The sequence below is a fragment of the Flavobacterium reichenbachii genome (assembly GCF_002217435.1).
In the GTDB taxonomy this organism is placed as follows: domain Bacteria; phylum Bacteroidota; class Bacteroidia; order Flavobacteriales; family Flavobacteriaceae; genus Flavobacterium; species Flavobacterium reichenbachii.
Genome location: NZ_MUHF01000021.1, coordinates 56,612 through 71,568 on the forward strand (window position 1 = coordinate 56,612; position 14,957 = coordinate 71,568).

15 protein-coding genes are annotated in these 14,957 nt (G+C 32.3%); 1 reads left to right on the forward strand and 14 read right to left on the reverse strand.

The window, feature by feature from the left end:
* Nucleotides 1-20 precede the first annotated feature (20 nt).
* Nucleotides 21-767, forward strand: coding sequence for an acyl-[acyl-carrier-protein] thioesterase (locus B0A68_RS17455; protein WP_035680677.1), 747 nt, complete (start codon nt 21-23; stop codon nt 765-767).
* A gap of 94 nt (nt 768-861) precedes the next feature.
* Here B0A68_RS17455 and B0A68_RS17460 read toward each other — a convergent pair whose 3' ends face one another.
* The 14 genes from B0A68_RS17460 to B0A68_RS17525 form a co-directional block, all read right to left on the reverse strand.
* A complete protein-coding gene (locus B0A68_RS17460; protein WP_035680680.1) occupies nt 862-1,386 on the reverse strand; it encodes a hypothetical protein in 525 nt (174 codons plus the stop codon).
* Nucleotides 1,373-2,062 (reverse strand): peptide chain release factor H, encoded by a 690-nt coding sequence (gene prfH / locus B0A68_RS17465; protein WP_035680683.1) that lies wholly within the window; start codon nt 2,060-2,062, stop codon nt 1,373-1,375. The genes B0A68_RS17460 and prfH overlap by 14 nt, the downstream gene beginning before the upstream one ends.
* Entirely contained in the window at nt 2,050-2,655 is a 606-nt protein-coding gene (locus B0A68_RS17470) for a hypothetical protein (protein WP_035687675.1), read from the reverse strand. The genes prfH and B0A68_RS17470 overlap by 13 nt, the downstream gene beginning before the upstream one ends.
* Nucleotides 2,656-2,668: 13 nt before the next feature.
* The gene (locus B0A68_RS17475) at nt 2,669-4,060 is read right to left on the reverse strand and encodes an RtcB family protein (RefSeq protein ID WP_035680685.1); all 1,392 of its coding nucleotides are present in this window, start codon (nt 4,058-4,060) and stop codon (nt 2,669-2,671) included.
* Nucleotides 4,061-4,063: 3 nt separating this feature from the next.
* Nucleotides 4,064-4,810: a hypothetical protein gene (locus tag B0A68_RS17480; RefSeq protein WP_051892429.1), complete on the reverse strand. Its 747-nt coding sequence runs from the start codon at nt 4,808-4,810 to the stop codon at nt 4,064-4,066.
* Nucleotides 4,811-5,318: 508 nt separating this feature from the next.
* The gene (locus B0A68_RS17485) at nt 5,319-6,035 is read right to left on the reverse strand and encodes a response regulator transcription factor (protein WP_035680688.1); all 717 of its coding nucleotides are present in this window, start codon (nt 6,033-6,035) and stop codon (nt 5,319-5,321) included.
* Between the two features lie 3 nt (nt 6,036-6,038).
* Nucleotides 6,039-7,625, reverse strand: a complete 1,587-nt coding sequence (locus B0A68_RS17490; protein ID WP_035680690.1) for a sensor histidine kinase — start codon at nt 7,623-7,625, stop codon at nt 6,039-6,041.
* A gap of 59 nt (nt 7,626-7,684) precedes the next feature.
* On the reverse strand, nt 7,685-8,281 hold the full coding sequence (gene coaE, locus B0A68_RS17495) for a dephospho-CoA kinase (RefSeq protein ID WP_035680693.1): 597 nt from the start codon (nt 8,279-8,281) through the stop codon (nt 7,685-7,687).
* A gap of 1 nt (nt 8,282) precedes the next feature.
* Nucleotides 8,283-9,281: a glycosyltransferase gene (locus tag B0A68_RS17500; RefSeq protein WP_035680696.1), complete on the reverse strand. Its 999-nt coding sequence runs from the start codon at nt 9,279-9,281 to the stop codon at nt 8,283-8,285.
* A 120-nt stretch (nt 9,282-9,401) separates the two neighbouring features.
* On the reverse strand, nt 9,402-10,592 hold the full coding sequence (fabV, locus tag B0A68_RS17505; RefSeq protein ID WP_035680699.1) for an enoyl-ACP reductase FabV: 1,191 nt from the start codon (nt 10,590-10,592) through the stop codon (nt 9,402-9,404).
* A gap of 167 nt (nt 10,593-10,759) precedes the next feature.
* Nucleotides 10,760-12,412: a DNA repair protein RecN gene (gene recN / locus B0A68_RS17510; protein WP_035680702.1), complete on the reverse strand. Its 1,653-nt coding sequence runs from the start codon at nt 12,410-12,412 to the stop codon at nt 10,760-10,762.
* A 49-nt stretch (nt 12,413-12,461) separates the two neighbouring features.
* A complete protein-coding gene (gene porD / locus B0A68_RS17515; RefSeq protein WP_035680704.1) occupies nt 12,462-13,346 on the reverse strand; it encodes a type IX secretion system protein PorD in 885 nt (294 codons plus the stop codon).
* A gap of 55 nt (nt 13,347-13,401) precedes the next feature.
* Nucleotides 13,402-14,628, reverse strand: coding sequence for a bifunctional phosphopantothenoylcysteine decarboxylase/phosphopantothenate--cysteine ligase CoaBC (coaBC, locus tag B0A68_RS17520; protein ID WP_035680706.1), 1,227 nt, complete (start codon nt 14,626-14,628; stop codon nt 13,402-13,404).
* Between the two features lie 7 nt (nt 14,629-14,635).
* On the reverse strand, nt 14,636-14,953 hold the full coding sequence (locus tag B0A68_RS17525) for a DNA-directed RNA polymerase subunit omega (protein ID WP_007807938.1): 318 nt from the start codon (nt 14,951-14,953) through the stop codon (nt 14,636-14,638).
* Nucleotides 14,954-14,957 lie beyond the last annotated feature (4 nt).

The following is a 14,957-nucleotide window of genomic DNA, read 5'->3' on the forward strand; positions in this document are numbered from 1 at the left end:
AAATAAATCTAAAATTAAAAATGCCAATATCTCCAAATTTCACATCGGTTTTGAGCAAAGAATGGGAAATAAACTTCACCCAATGCACACCAAACGGATCTCTTAAATACACCGACTTATGCAATCTTCTGCAGCTTACAGCGGCAGCACATTCTGAAGTTGGAGGAATAAGTTTTACTGACATGCAGGAATTTAACCAAGCCTGGGTTTTAAGCAGAATGCGCGTTGAAATAACGGCTTTACCAAAATGGCAGGATGTTGTAACCGTAAAAACATGGATCAACAGTCTTGAAAATTCACGTTCTGTACGTGCGCTTGAAATGTACATCAACGGAAAAAAAATTGTAGGAAGTGAAACCTATTGGGCCGTTTTTAATACCAAAGCACGTCGCCCGGAAGCTTTAGCATTACCGTTTGAACATTTTGAACTTTTCCCTGAAAACAGAGCTACTGTTGAAGGTTTTTCTAAAATAAACATCAATTCTGAAAAAGAATCGGTCTTCGAAAAAACAATTTATTTATCTGATTTAGACATTGTAAATCATGCAAATAATGTAAAATATCTAGAATGGTGTTTGGATCATGTAGATGAAAAAAGAATATTAAAACAAGAAGTCAAAAGCTTCGAAATGAATTTTTTAAAAGAACTCTCATTAAGAGATCAGGTTGTCATTCACGAAAGTGAAAATGATGACCAATCTGCAACAACATTTAGTATTACCAAAGGTGATAAAAACTGCTTTGCATTAGAACTGCATTGGAAGTAAAAAACATTCATTCCTGCAAGGTTTTGAAAACCTTGTAGGAAATTATACTCCATAATAAAAACGATGCAAATTGCATCGTTTTTATTAATTAAAATTATTTCGTTTTCTTTTTAGAATCTTTCTTAGGCTTTTTCTTTTTCATCAAATCAATTTTGCTTTTGATTCTTTTCTCCACTTCAGAAATTCCGGTATCATAATCATGCTGAATTGAATGAATTTTTGCCAGTTTTAATTCTTTTAATGCTTCTTTAAATTTTAGCTGTACTTCGAGTAATATTGCTTTCTTTACATAGATTTCTGCTTTGTTTATTCCTTTTATGGTAATTGCAAAATCGATTAGTTTTTGAGCTTCATCATAATCTTCATTCAAAATTAAAGTATGCAGATAATGCGGATAAACTTCCAGAGCATGAATATTTATTGCCAGCGCTTGCTGAAAATAAGACTTTGCATCTTCGTAATTCCATAATTGCTCCGCCTGAACGCGTCCGTATAAACACAAAACCATGGTGTTTTTTTCATCGTAAGAAAAAGCATAATCTAAAGATTCAATCGTTTCTTCAAGCGAATACGGATAACTATCCAAAGCCTGAAAAAGGTATTTATCAATTGTTTTCATTTCGTAAATCGTTTTTTAATTTCTGACGAGTTTCTTTGTAGCTTTTCTCTACTTTGTTCTTTTTAAAATCACTTCCGGTAAAAACTCTAACTGGATTTCCTCTCTCAATATTGAGCTGATTTTCCCATTGTTTACCAACATGATTCTTAAGTTGAACTAATTTTTCGTCTTCTATTTTTTTTAATAATCTTTCTGTTGCCAGTTTTTTGTTTTGATGCTGCGAACGGCTGTCCATAGAAACAACCGCAATTCCTGTCGGAATGTGAGTCGCTCTTACGGCAGAACTGACTTTATTAACATGTTGTCCGCCAGCTCCCGAACTCCTCATTGCCTGATACTGAATATCCTTTTCTGAAACAGAAAAACCCTTTTGAGATTCTATTTCAAAAACTCCAATAAACCAGTTTTTGCGTTTGTTCATTTTTCGAAACTGACTTTGACCAATCCACTGAATCGTTCCTATCCAGGAATTCGTAAATTTCTCAGCATTGTTTCCTTTTATGCCAATTGTTGCTGTTTCAACCGTTCCGTTTTCCTGCCCAACTTCTCTTTGTAATAAAGTTGCTTCTAAACCCTGCTCTTGTGCTTCGTCTAAAACCTTTTTAAGCACTTGGGCAACCACCCAAGTGCATTCTGCAGGTCCCCGACCTGCTGTTATCTGAATTATTTTTTCCATTTTTCTAATATTTTAAGAAGCTTTTCTCTGTTTTTTGCTTCTTTTACAAACTTTGGAAGCCTTGAAATCATAGTTCCGTTATAACTTCCGTTATTATTTCTTTCTCTTAAATCTGCTTTAATATATCTTTCCAGATAATTTATGTGCTCCAGATTATAAGCCCAAAAAAATGTTTTATCAAACCCTTTTTGATACCATAATTCAGCATTAAAAAAACCTTCTCTTACTGTTGCAGTATCTGAATTAAGAGCAAAAGAAACTTCCTCAATTTTAGGTTTAAACTCTTTTACCTCTTTACAAACCGGACATTTTAATTTTATTTTATCCGGTTTTTCATTTAGCAATTGAGACTCGAACTTTATCTTATCTTCATTATTACAACAATAAGTATCCACAAAGGCTTTGTATTTTACTGCAACCTCTTTTAGGGAATAATAACAGTTTTTACATTCTAAAATTCGCTTATCATTATAATACCATTGAGACTCAAAAGTTCTCTTTACAACTGCTTGAGAAGCACATTGAGGACATTTTACATTTATAATATCCCCGAAACTTCCTAACCATTTATTTTCATCTTGAAATCTTTCCATGATCTTTACTTTTTTATCGGTCCATTCTAACAATTTTGGGCGTAAAAGTTCCAAGAATATCAACAAGTTCCGTTTGATTTGCCATTACTTTTGTAATGTCTTTGTACGCCATTGGCGCTTCATCAATATTTCCTCCAATCAAGGTTACATCATTGGCTTTCAACACCTTTTTGATTTCACTTTGGGTAAAAGTACTTTTGCATTTTGCTCTCGAAAACAAACGTCCCGCACCATGCGAAGCCGAATTTAAACTTTCAGCATTTCCTTTTCCTTTCACAATGTAACCTGGTGCCGTCATAGAACCGGGAATAATTCCCAATTGTCCTTCTCCTGCCGGGGTTGCACCTTTTCTGTGCACAATACATTCCTGACCGTTGACCATTTCTTTCCAGGCAAAATTGTGGTGATTTTCAATTGTAACCACTACTCTTTTCCCAATCGCTTTGGCAATTCGTCTATGAATATCATCATGACAGGCTTTTGCATATTCACCGGCCAAATTCATCGCAAGCCAATATTCCTGACCATCATGTGTGTTCAAATCCAGCCACGCCAAATGCTGTACATTTTTTGGCAACGGACATTGTTTTGTCGCCAGATAAGTATAATGCTTAGCAATATTGGCACCCAAACCACGAGAACCGCTATGCGAAAGAACTGCAAAATATTCGCCTTTTTCGAGCTTCCACTCATTCTCTGGATTATCAATTTTTGCAACTCCAAATTCCACAAAATGATTTCCTCCGCCTGAACTGCCCAATTGTTTATAGGCTTTTGGCAAAAGATTCTTTAACAACGGAATATCCTGAAATTCGCTCTTATAGAACACATCATGATCGACTCTGTTTGCATGCGTTTCATACATTCCAAATTTGGTATTGTCTTTTAAAATTGCTTCCAGCTGATGCTCTTTTCCTCTAAAAAAAGAAGCCGGCAAATCAAAAATCGAAAGGCTCATTCGGCATCCGATGTCAACACCAACTCCGTATGGAATTACGGCATTATATGTTGCTAAGACACCGCCTATCGGCAATCCATAACCAGAATGCGCATCTGGCATTAAAGCTCCGGCGACTGAAACTGGCAATTTTAATGAATCGTATAATTGATATTTCGCCTGTTCGTCAATTTCATTTTCACCAAAAATGGTAAAAGGTGCTCTGGTTGTTTTAAGCTGATGCATTCTTACTTGCACCGGTTTTATCAAACCCTCAGCTACTTTTCCCCAAGTACCATTTCCTTCGTACTTTTCAGGATTTAACAAAACATCTTTTGCCTCTGTTAGAATAGATTCCTTTTTTTCTCTTTTTCTGTATCTGTTTATCTGCCCTAAGGCGATGTTTATTGAATTGTTTTTTGGAAAACCTAACTTAATCAGGTCTTTTCCAGATAATTTATTTCCCATGATTTATATCATTTCGTCTGCATATTGTTGATACAATTCGTGCAGACTTTTATTTTTAATTGGGTTTTCCTCTCTTGGATTTTCATTTTGATAATATTTCCAATGATTAGAAAAACCACCCTTTATTTTGTTTATTTTATGTCGCAAATTAAGATTAGCGATGTAATTGTCAAGAAGCTTAATTGCACTTTCTAAATCAGAATCGACCATTTTAGTATGTGTGATGATGTACGGCTTAACACGAAGTACATAACGCCACGGCTCATTAAAAACATAATGAATTTTGTAGCGTTTATAATTACTGCACCAACGTTCTCTCTTAAAAAAATGTGCTTTTTCTTTTTCTGTCAATTCCAATTTTGGACTTCTCCAGTCCCATTCCGAAAATTCTTTTACAGTTTGAATCTTTTCAACATAAACATTTCTTCTTTTTCTTTTTTTCCTTCTTTTAAAAGATTTTTCCGAAGAATACTGCCATGTATCTATTTTTTCTAATAATGTTCTGTAAAATGAAGATTCATTTGATCTTGCAACATCTTCTCTCAATATAAAACCACGCTGCCATCCTTTTTGATACGGATTCGCCAGTGGAACTAATGGTAAATCTCTTCGTTTGTTCCAAAGTTTTTTTTCAAGTTTTCTTAACTGAATCAGGTGTTTTTCAAAATCTTCCTTTACTAATCTTTTTTTTCTTCTTTTACTTTTTAAACGAGAGCACAAAGCATACTCGTCTACCGTATAATTTTCCATTTAAAAAATTATAGTGCATTAATTTAACAGCCAAACAGGCTTAACATTTTATCCAAGCAGGATAAATAATAAAATCGATTGTCGGGAAAATTTGAAGTGTCTAGAATAAAAAAAGCCCGAAACTAAATGTCTTCGGGCTTTTTTATATATCTAAAAATATATTTCTAAGATTGAAATAAGCCGCGAAGAATTGCCTCACCAAATTTGTTTGGTGCAAAGCTTTGAGATGTCAATGTAATTACAAACATTTTTTCTTCGTTTTAAAGGGTTATTGATTTTTTCGTCTGCAAATATTCATAATACTTTTTCAATTTTCCAAATTATTTTAAGAATATTCATCAAAATAAAATTAATCATAGAAAAAAACATCACTAGAAAATTTACTAAAAAACTAAATATCAACAGATTAAACACGTGAATTATTCAATCTAAAAAAGATTATTTTTTTTGTTTCTAAGCATAAAAAAAGCCCTGATTTCTCAGAGCTTATATTTTTTTGGTGAATTTGTTATTCAGAAACTTTGCTTTTTACAACTAATCTAAAACCTTCTCCATGAATATTTAGAATTTCTACATCTTCATCAGATTTTAGGTATTTTCTTAATTTAGCGATATAAACATCCATACTTCTTGAAGTAAAGTAGTTGTCATCTCTCCAAATTTTAGTCAATGCTAATTCTCTAGGCATTAAATCATTTTCGTGAAGAATTAACATTTTAAGTAATTCGTTTTCTTTTGGTGATAATTTAATAGGCTCTTCATCTTGAAAAGTCAAGAATCTTAATTTTGAGTTTAAGTGGAATTTTCCAATATTAAATTCAAATTGTACTTGTTCTGCTTTAGTATCTGCAGATTTTCTTTGAATAATTGCTTTGATTTTCATTAGTAAAACTTCTGAATCAAAAGGCTTATTCAAATAATCATCAGCACCAGCTTTATATCCCTTTAATACATCTTCTTTCATAGATTTAGCCGTCAAGAAGATAATTGGCACTTCGCTATTTTTCTCTCTAATCTCTTTGGCTAAAGTGTAACCATCTTTATAAGGCATCATTACATCAAGAATGCATAAATCATATACATCTTTTTTGAATTTCTCGAAACCTTCCATACCGTTTTTAGCTAAAGTAACTTCAAAGTCATTTAACATTAGATAATCTTTAAGAACAGCGCCAAAATTCAGGTCGTCTTCTACTAAAAGTATTCTTTTGTTATTAGTTTCCATATTTTAATTTATTAATGGTATTTTTATTATAAAGGTGCTACCTTTTCCTTTTTCGCTTTCAACATATACTTGACCGTTATGGTCTTCAACAATTCTTTTTACATAAGCCAGACCTAAACCATGTCCTTTTACATTATGTAAATCTCCTGTATGTTCTCTATAGAATTTCTCAAAAACGCGTTTCTGAGCTATCTTGCTCATACCTAATCCGTGGTCTTTAATTTTTATCAGGATCATGTCTTTTACATTTTCTGTAAAAATTTCGATTTCTGGAATATCCGGAGAATATTTTATAGCATTTTCCAAAATGTTTACCAAAACATTTGTAAAATGCACTTCATTTATTAATGACGTTGTTCTTGCAGCGTTATAGTGCTTTACAACGGTTCCTTTTCTATCTTCTAAAATTAAATTTACATGTTCTATTGCGTCATCAATAATATCATGAATTGCGGTAGGTTCTTTCGTGATATCAAGTTCTCTTTTTTCTAATTTAGAAATACGAAGAACATTTTCGACTTGAGCATGCATTCTTTTATTTTCATCTCTAATCATCTGAAGATAACGATAAACTTTCTCTTTATCTTCAATTATTTTAGGATTTCTAATAGCATCAAGTGCTAAATTTATAGTGGCAATTGGGGTTTTAAACTCATGCGTCATATTATTTATAAAATCCGTCTTGATTTCAGAAATATGTTTTTGACGTAATAATTGATTTAACGCACTTGTATATGCTACTATTATAATAAGTGTAAAAATTATTGAAAGAATTGTAATACTTAGCAATTCAGATAATAAAAATTTCTTTTTGTGAGGGAATGTAACGTATAGTTCATATTTACTATTTCCTTCATTATTAGTAAAAATAGGCACATGATAGCTTAGATCTTTATCATAATGAAAGCCATCAGATTTTATTTTTGTTGCTAAACCATTATTTAGAACTCCATATTCAAATTTGGTTTTAACACCATATTCTTCGAGTTCTTTTTTAAGAAGCAGCTGCAATCTGTCTTTTGAAATTCTTTCGTCAAGAGGCAGCGCATCTGCGACATCTTTTATAGATATTTCCTGTTGTACTTTATTTAAAATATCAAGACTTCCTGATTTTTCAATTGTAAGATCGGGTATAATACTCTGTCCCAAAGCATTATTATCGATACCATTATAATTATTATAAACTTCAGTAACACGTTTAGAACTAAAGTTTTTAAATCTTTCACTGCTGAATTTTTTATTAAACAGCGAACCATTCATCCCGTAATCCTCAGATGTAACTGTACTTGAATAAACAATAGTTTTGTTTGTTTTCTTATTTCTCTGAACAAATAAAACTTCTAAAAGATCTTCCTTTTTTGGAGTTTTACCAGTACTGTCTTTTATTTTATTGACTTTATCATAAAAGCTGTACAATTCTTGCTTTTCTAATTTGTCTGCAACATTCCCAACAACTTGAGTAACATGATATTTAAATTGTTCGTCATTATTTTTAAACGAAGAATTGAACCAATAAACCTGAACCAGAATTATCCCGATTAAGGATAAACTCATTAGCAAAACAAGTAATCTAAAAAATAATTTATTCATCGAAACAAAATTAATATTTTAACAATATACTAAATAATACATTAACCAAATATTAACATTTAAGACTGATTTTGTTTTATATTCAAAATTTTAAGAATTTTAACAACTTCTTGTTTAGCAATTTTAAGATTATCGTTATTAATTATAAAATTGCTTAGAGAAATTCGTTTTTCGTCATTCCACTGCATCGCCATCCTGCTTAATACCTGTTCTCGAGTGGTATTATCTCGTTTTAAAACTCTTTCAATTCTGACTTCTTCCGGCGCAGTTACCGTTATTATCAAATCACAGTCTTTATATCGACCGCTTTCAAATAATATTGCTGCTTCGTATATCACATACTCATATTCTTTCTTTGTGGCAAGCCAAGATTCAAAATCTTTTTTTACTGCTGGATGAACAATACCATTTAAAGCTGAAAGTTTATCCTTATGTTCAAAAACAATTTCAGCAAGTTTTGGTCTGCTTAAAATATTATTTTCAAAAACAGATTCTCCAAAAGTTGTTTTTATCTCATTTAAAACGTTTTTGTCCTGCATTATTTTCCTGGCTTCGTCATCGGCTATATAAATAGGAATTCCCATTTCGTTAAAATATTTAGCGATAGTTGTTTTACCGCTTCCAATCCCGCCTGTTAAGCCAATAACTTTTGTCATACTAGATTTTAAAAAACATACGAGGAAAAGCTTCTTGCGGTTTTCTTTTTAGTAGAATTATTTTTACAAATGATTCTAAAAACCCAATTCCATAGCCATAAAATTGTTTTCCTACTGCAATTACAGAAAGATATCCAATTTTAATGCTTTTATTTTGAATACTGGCTGTAAGAAAAATTATAACGAAATATACGAAATATAATTGTAATAAAATATCAATATTAAATATTAACAATAAAAAAGCTAATAATAATCCTAAAATAAAAAGTGTAGGAAAGAAAAAAGTGAGTTTATTATGTTCCGGATACCAGCTATTTAAAATTGGTCTTGCTTTTCCAAATTTATTTACCTGAATAGAAAATTTTTCCCAGTCAATTCTTCGTTTATGGTAAACATAAGCTTCTGTAAATAATCTTGTCTCAAAACCTAAATTCCACAAGCGAATCGACAAATCAGGATCTTCCCCCGGATGTATATTACCAAATCCTCTTGATGCCAAAAAAGCCTTTCTGGATATCCCCATATTGAAGCTTCGGGGCTGAAACTTATTGATTTTTTCAGAACCACCACGTATGCCTCCTGTTGTCAAGAAGGATGTCATAGCAAAATTGATGGCTTTTTGAATGTCAGAAAAACTATCTAAAGCTCTATCCGGACCTCCAAAACAGTCCACATATTTTTCATTTAATGCCTTTCTTACTTCAGTAAGATAATTGGGCGGAATGATACAATCTGAATCAAAAATGATAAAATAATCACCTCTTGCTTTCTGCATTCCAAAATTTCTTGAATCTCCAGGTCCTGAGTTTTCTTTAAAATAGTACGCGATGTTGAGTTTTCCATCATATTTTATTACAACATCCCGGCAAGGTATTGAGGATCCATCCTCGACAAGAACAATTTCAAAAGCTTCATTATAGTCAGATTTCATGAGACTGTCTAAAAGTTCATCAACTTCATCTGGGCGATTATACACGGGTATAATTAAAGAAAAAATCATAGCAGGAATGCGGTATTAAGTGGCTATTTTAAGAATTAAAAATTTCAACAAAGATATGTTATATTCATAAAAAAACCATCAACTTTTGATTGATGGTTTTTTACTTATACTGTTTGATTTTTATTTGATGCTTTCTATAGCAACAACTTCATCTGCTTCGGCATTGTAGTCAACACCTGCAAATTCGAAACCAAATAAATTTAAAAAGTCATTTCTATATCCTGCCAAATCTCCGAGTGCCGGTAATGTTTCTGTGTCTGCTTCTAACCAAAGTTTAGCAACTTTCGCCTGAATATCATCACGCATTTCCCAGTCATCAATTCTGATTCTGCCTTTATCATCTGTAGGAACTTCTGATCCGTTATATAATCTATCGTTGAACAAACGCTGAATCTGCTCAATACAACCTTCATGAACACCTTCTTCTTTCATTATTTTATACAAAAGAGAAATATACAAAGGAATAACCGGAATAGCAGAACTTGCCTGTGTTACCAAAGCTTTATTTACAGAAACATAAGCTTTACCTCCAATAGATTTTAAGCTGTCTGTAATTGTAAAAGCTGTAGCTTCTAAATGGTCTTTTGCGCGCCCAATTGTACCTTTACGATAAACTGCTTCTGTCAATGATGGCCCGATATAAGAATAAGCAACTGTTGTAGCTCCTTCTGCCAATAAGTTTTCACTTTTTAGAGCATCAATCCACATTGCCCAGTCTTCACCTCCCATTACAGCAACTGTATTTTCAATATCATCGCCATCTGCTGGTGCTATTGAAACTTCTGAAACTTTTCCTGTATGAAAATCAACTGTTTTATTTGTATAGGTTTGTCCGATTGGTTTTAGAACTGAACGGTGCGTTACACCTGTAGTTGGATTCACACGAACTGGTGACGCCAAACTGTAGATTACAAGATCAATCTGACCTAAATCTGCTTTAATTAAATCTAAAGTTTCTCTTTTTATTTCGTTTGAAAAAGCATCTCCGTTAATACTTTTTGCATATATCCCAGCTTTATGAGCTTCTTTTTCAAAAGCTGCAGAATTATACCATCCTGGTGATGCTGTTTTTCCTTCAACTGGTGGTTTTTCAAAAAAAACTCCAATTGTAGAAGCATTAGATCCAAAAGCACTTGTAATTCTAGAAGCAAGTCCGAAACCTGTTGATGCTCCGATAACCAATACTTTTTTTGCTCCGGCAATTGCCCCTTTTGATTTGATATATTCTATTTGATTTTTAACATTTTGCTCGCATCCCTTTGGGTGGGCTGTCAAACAAATAAATCCTCTCATTCTAGGTTCTATAATCATATTTTTTTTATTTCAATTTTTAGCTTTATTTTTTTAGTATTAAAGCGATGCGGGATATTTTTAACTAATAATGTTTCTCATATTTTTACCAACAGTACATAATTTTTTCACCATGTAAACTGAATAAGTTTAATCTAAATTCAGCACAACAAATATAAATCAAATATTTAATTTAATAATTCTTTTGCATGATTTAATGCCGAATCTGAGATGTTTGCCCCAGAGAGCATCTGAGCAATTTCCATAACTCTCTCTTCCTGAGACAACAGCTTTAATTCTGACTGTGTATGATCATTTGTTGTAGATTTGAAAACTTTGAAATGAGAATCACCTTTTGCGGCTATTTGAGGCAGATGTGTGATGGCAAAAATCTGCATTTCACCACTCATTTCCTTCATAATCTCTCCCATTCTGATGGCAATCTCTCCGGAAACTCCAGTATCAATTTCATCAAAAATTAAAGTTGGTAATTTTGAATACTTTGCCAAAATTGCTTTTACAGCAAGCATTATACGAGACATTTCTCCTCCTGAAGCTACTTTTTTAAGCAGTCCGAAATCAGTTCCTTTATTCGCCGAAAAGAGAAATTGCAACTCGTCTTTTCCGTTTTGAAAATAGTTTTCTGAGGGAAGTAATTCCATTTTAAAGCGAACATTCGGCATACCTAATGTTTCTAAAATAGAAATTAATTGATTTGATAGTACCGGAATAGCATTTATCCTATTTTCATGTATTGCAGCAGCAAAACCATCTAATACTATAATTTTTTCTTCAATCTCTTTAGATAATAATGCTATTTCTTCCTCTATATTATCCAATTCAAGAAGCACATTTCCTAAATCTGCCTGAATCTGAAGAAGTTCATCAACAGAATTTACCTGGTGCTTTTTCTGAAGATTAAAGATCAACTGAAGTTTCTGACTTACAATCTCCAGCTGCGCAGGATCATTTAATAATTTTTCAGAGCTATTTTGGAGTTCTTTAGACAAATCATCAAACTCAATTGTTACACTGGTAATTCTTTCGAATATATTTTGATATTCAGACGAAAAAGCTGCTATTTTTTGCAAAGAAGCTTTGATCTCGTTTAGATTATGAAAAACACCAAACTGGTCTTCATTTGCAATTACTAACGATCTGTCAAGTGAGTCTTTTATAATTTCAACATTATTTAATTTCTCAAAATCAGCTTCCAGTTCTTCCTGTTCTCCAGATTTTAGTTGAGCCGAAACCAATTCGTTTAATAAAAAAGTATTGTATTCCTGCTCTTTTCCAGAATCACTTTGTTTTTTTATTAAAGCATTTAATTTGGATTTGTCTGTTTTATAGGTCTTTAATACTTTTTGATAAGCTGCAATAGTTTCATAATTGGAAGCGATGGCATCAATAATTTTAAACTGAACACTTTCATCTGATAATTCCTGAGTTTGCTGTTGTGAATGAATATCAATCAGAAACAAACTCAAATCCTGTAATTCTTGAAGATTTACCGGGCTGTCATTTATAAAAGCGCGCGATTTTCCAGAAGGCAGGATTTCGCGTCTTATAATAGTTTCATCTTCATAATCAAGATCATTAGCTTCAAAAAATTCTTTCAAATTATATTTAGAAATTTCAAATTGAGCTTCAATTATGCATTTTTCTTCTTTGTTTTTTAAAGATGTAAGATCGGCTCTTTTACCTAAAACTAGTCCGATTGCGCCTAAAATAATAGATTTACCTGCACCTGTTTCACCTGTAATTATCGAAAAACCTTTTGAAAAATCAATAGCTAGTTTTTCTATAAGTGCATAATTTTTAATTGACAGCGAAGTAATCATGGTAGATTTATAATGGGAAGTTAGTAAAGAATAATAAAATAAAAATCGATTAAAATTTAATCTGAGACCATTTAGTAGAATTTAATGGCGAAACCCTGTTTAAAACATCCGTTAAGTCTGTTACTGTTATACTTGGACCGCCAGAAAATATCGAAACGATTTCATCTGATTTAGCATCAAAAAATACTCTCGTTAAAAAGGCATTTGGTTTTACTGTATTTAGTTTTCCAATAAGGATCAGCGATGCTTTAATTTTTTCTTTTGATGTTTTTAAATCTGAACTCATAACGTCCAAACCTGAATGATACGCATACATTGTCTGGCGAAGATCTCCATAAGTAGGCGAAATCATATCATTAATCAAATAATAACGATTTTGAAGTCCATCAGATTGGCTCCAGCCTTTAAAACCACCTTGCTGTGCAACATTTGCAATATTCTGTGCTGTTTCAAGATACTGGTTTCCACCACCGACTTGAAATGTGTCTGCGTCTATACCTAAAATTAAATAACTATAAAAAGAAACTACAGAAACTAAATTGGATTCGTAAACACTCGGATTAAACAATAAAGGTTCGTATTCTGTGTATCTGAAATTAAAATCTTTGTCATTAAAATTTAGAATCGGAGAAGAATAAGTCGAGTTATAAATTAATCGGGATGCCTGCACCTGAATGGTACCAGAAAACTGATCTGAACTATTTGAGGATAAAGTAATATACATTGAGCAGTTTATACGCTCATTTTGCTTTAATGCAGCTCCTGTCCAGTCTGTTTTGTTTACAAATTCGGATAAAGAAGTCTGAAGTGTTTTAAAAACCTGCTGATTTGGGTTAGGAAGTCTTTCTGTATTTATAGTTACAGTACAATTTAGCTGCTGCGCTTGTGTAGAGCTAAAAATTAAAAATACTAAAAGAGTAACTATTTTATTCATATCAAGTAATATTTGATTATTCAACACAAATGGCAGTCCCTATTTATGTTTCGGTTTATTTTAAATCCTCATCATTTGAAAAATGCAAAATCACTTTATTTAAAATATCAACAGCAACCGATTCTTTTGATTTTAACTCCATTGGTTCGATCTTAAAATCTTTATCAATAAAAGTAACTTTATTGGTATCTTTTTTAAAACCAGCTCCTTCATCTTGTAAGGAATTTAAAACAATCAAATCTAAGTTTTTTTTCTGAATTTTCAACTTAGCATTTTCAATTTCATTCTCTGTTTCTAACGCAAAACCAATTAAAAACTGATTTTTTTTGATAGCGCCTAATGAAGATAATATATCTTTGGTTTTTTCGAGTTCAATCGAAAAATCATCAGATACTTTCTTAATCTTTTGTAAAGCAACAACCTTAGGTCTGTAATCTGCAACCGCTGCGGCAGCAATTGCTGCATCAACATCATTAAAATGCAAATGACAAGCATCATACATTTCCTGTGCCGAAATTACGTTTATTACTTTTACAGAACTATTCTTTACTTTAAAATATGTTGGTCCGGAAACTAAAATAACAGCAGCCCCCAGATTAGCAGCTTCATTTGCAATATCAAAACCCATCTTTCCAGAAGAATGATTTCCTATAAAACGCACTGGGTCTATCGCTTCGTATGTCGGACCTGCGGTAATTAAGATTTTTTTTCCTTTAAGAGGTAATTTACTTTCTAAATCGGCTTCCAAAAAAGAGATAATATTCTCAGGTTCAGCCATTCTGCCTTCCCCTGACAGTCCACTGGCCAATTCACCATTTTCTGCCGGAATTATAGTATTGCCAAATTGTTTTAAAACTTTAAAACTTGAAATTGTAGAAGGATGCTTATACATGTCCAAATCCATTGCAGGTGCAAAATAAACAGGACATTTAGCAGATAAATATGCTGCTATTAAAAGATTATCACAGTTTCCAACCGCCATTTTAGACAATGTATTAGCAGTTGCCGGAGCAATCAGCATTATATCAGCCCAAAGAGCAAGATCAACATGATTATTCCAAACTGCCTCTTCATCATCCTGGTTAAAGAAACTAGAATGTACAGGATTTTTTGATAACGTAGATAGCGTTAATGGAGTTACAAAATCCTTAGAAGCAGGTGTCATTATCACTTGGACATGTGCACCTGCTTTTATAAAAAGTCGTACTAATGAGGCTGTTTTATAGGCTGCAATTCCACCAGAAACTCCTAGTAAAACTTTTTTACCATTTAAAACTGACATTGTACTATTATTTGTTTGAACCTCTGTGGTAAGTTTTACCGTCTAACCATTCTTGAACAGCTAAAGCGTGTGGTTTTGGTAATTTTTCGTAAAATTTAGAAACTTCAATTTGCTCTTTATTTTCAAAAACTTCTTCAAGACTGTCATTGTAAGTAGCAAACTCTTCTAATTTCTCAGTTAATTCTTTTTTAATTTCAGAATTAATTTGATTTGCTCTTTTAGCCATAATGGTAATTGCCTCATACACATTTCCTGTTGGCTCTTCAATAACTGTTTTATTGTAAGTTATTGTATTTACAGGAGCATTCGTCTTTTTTAAATCCATCACT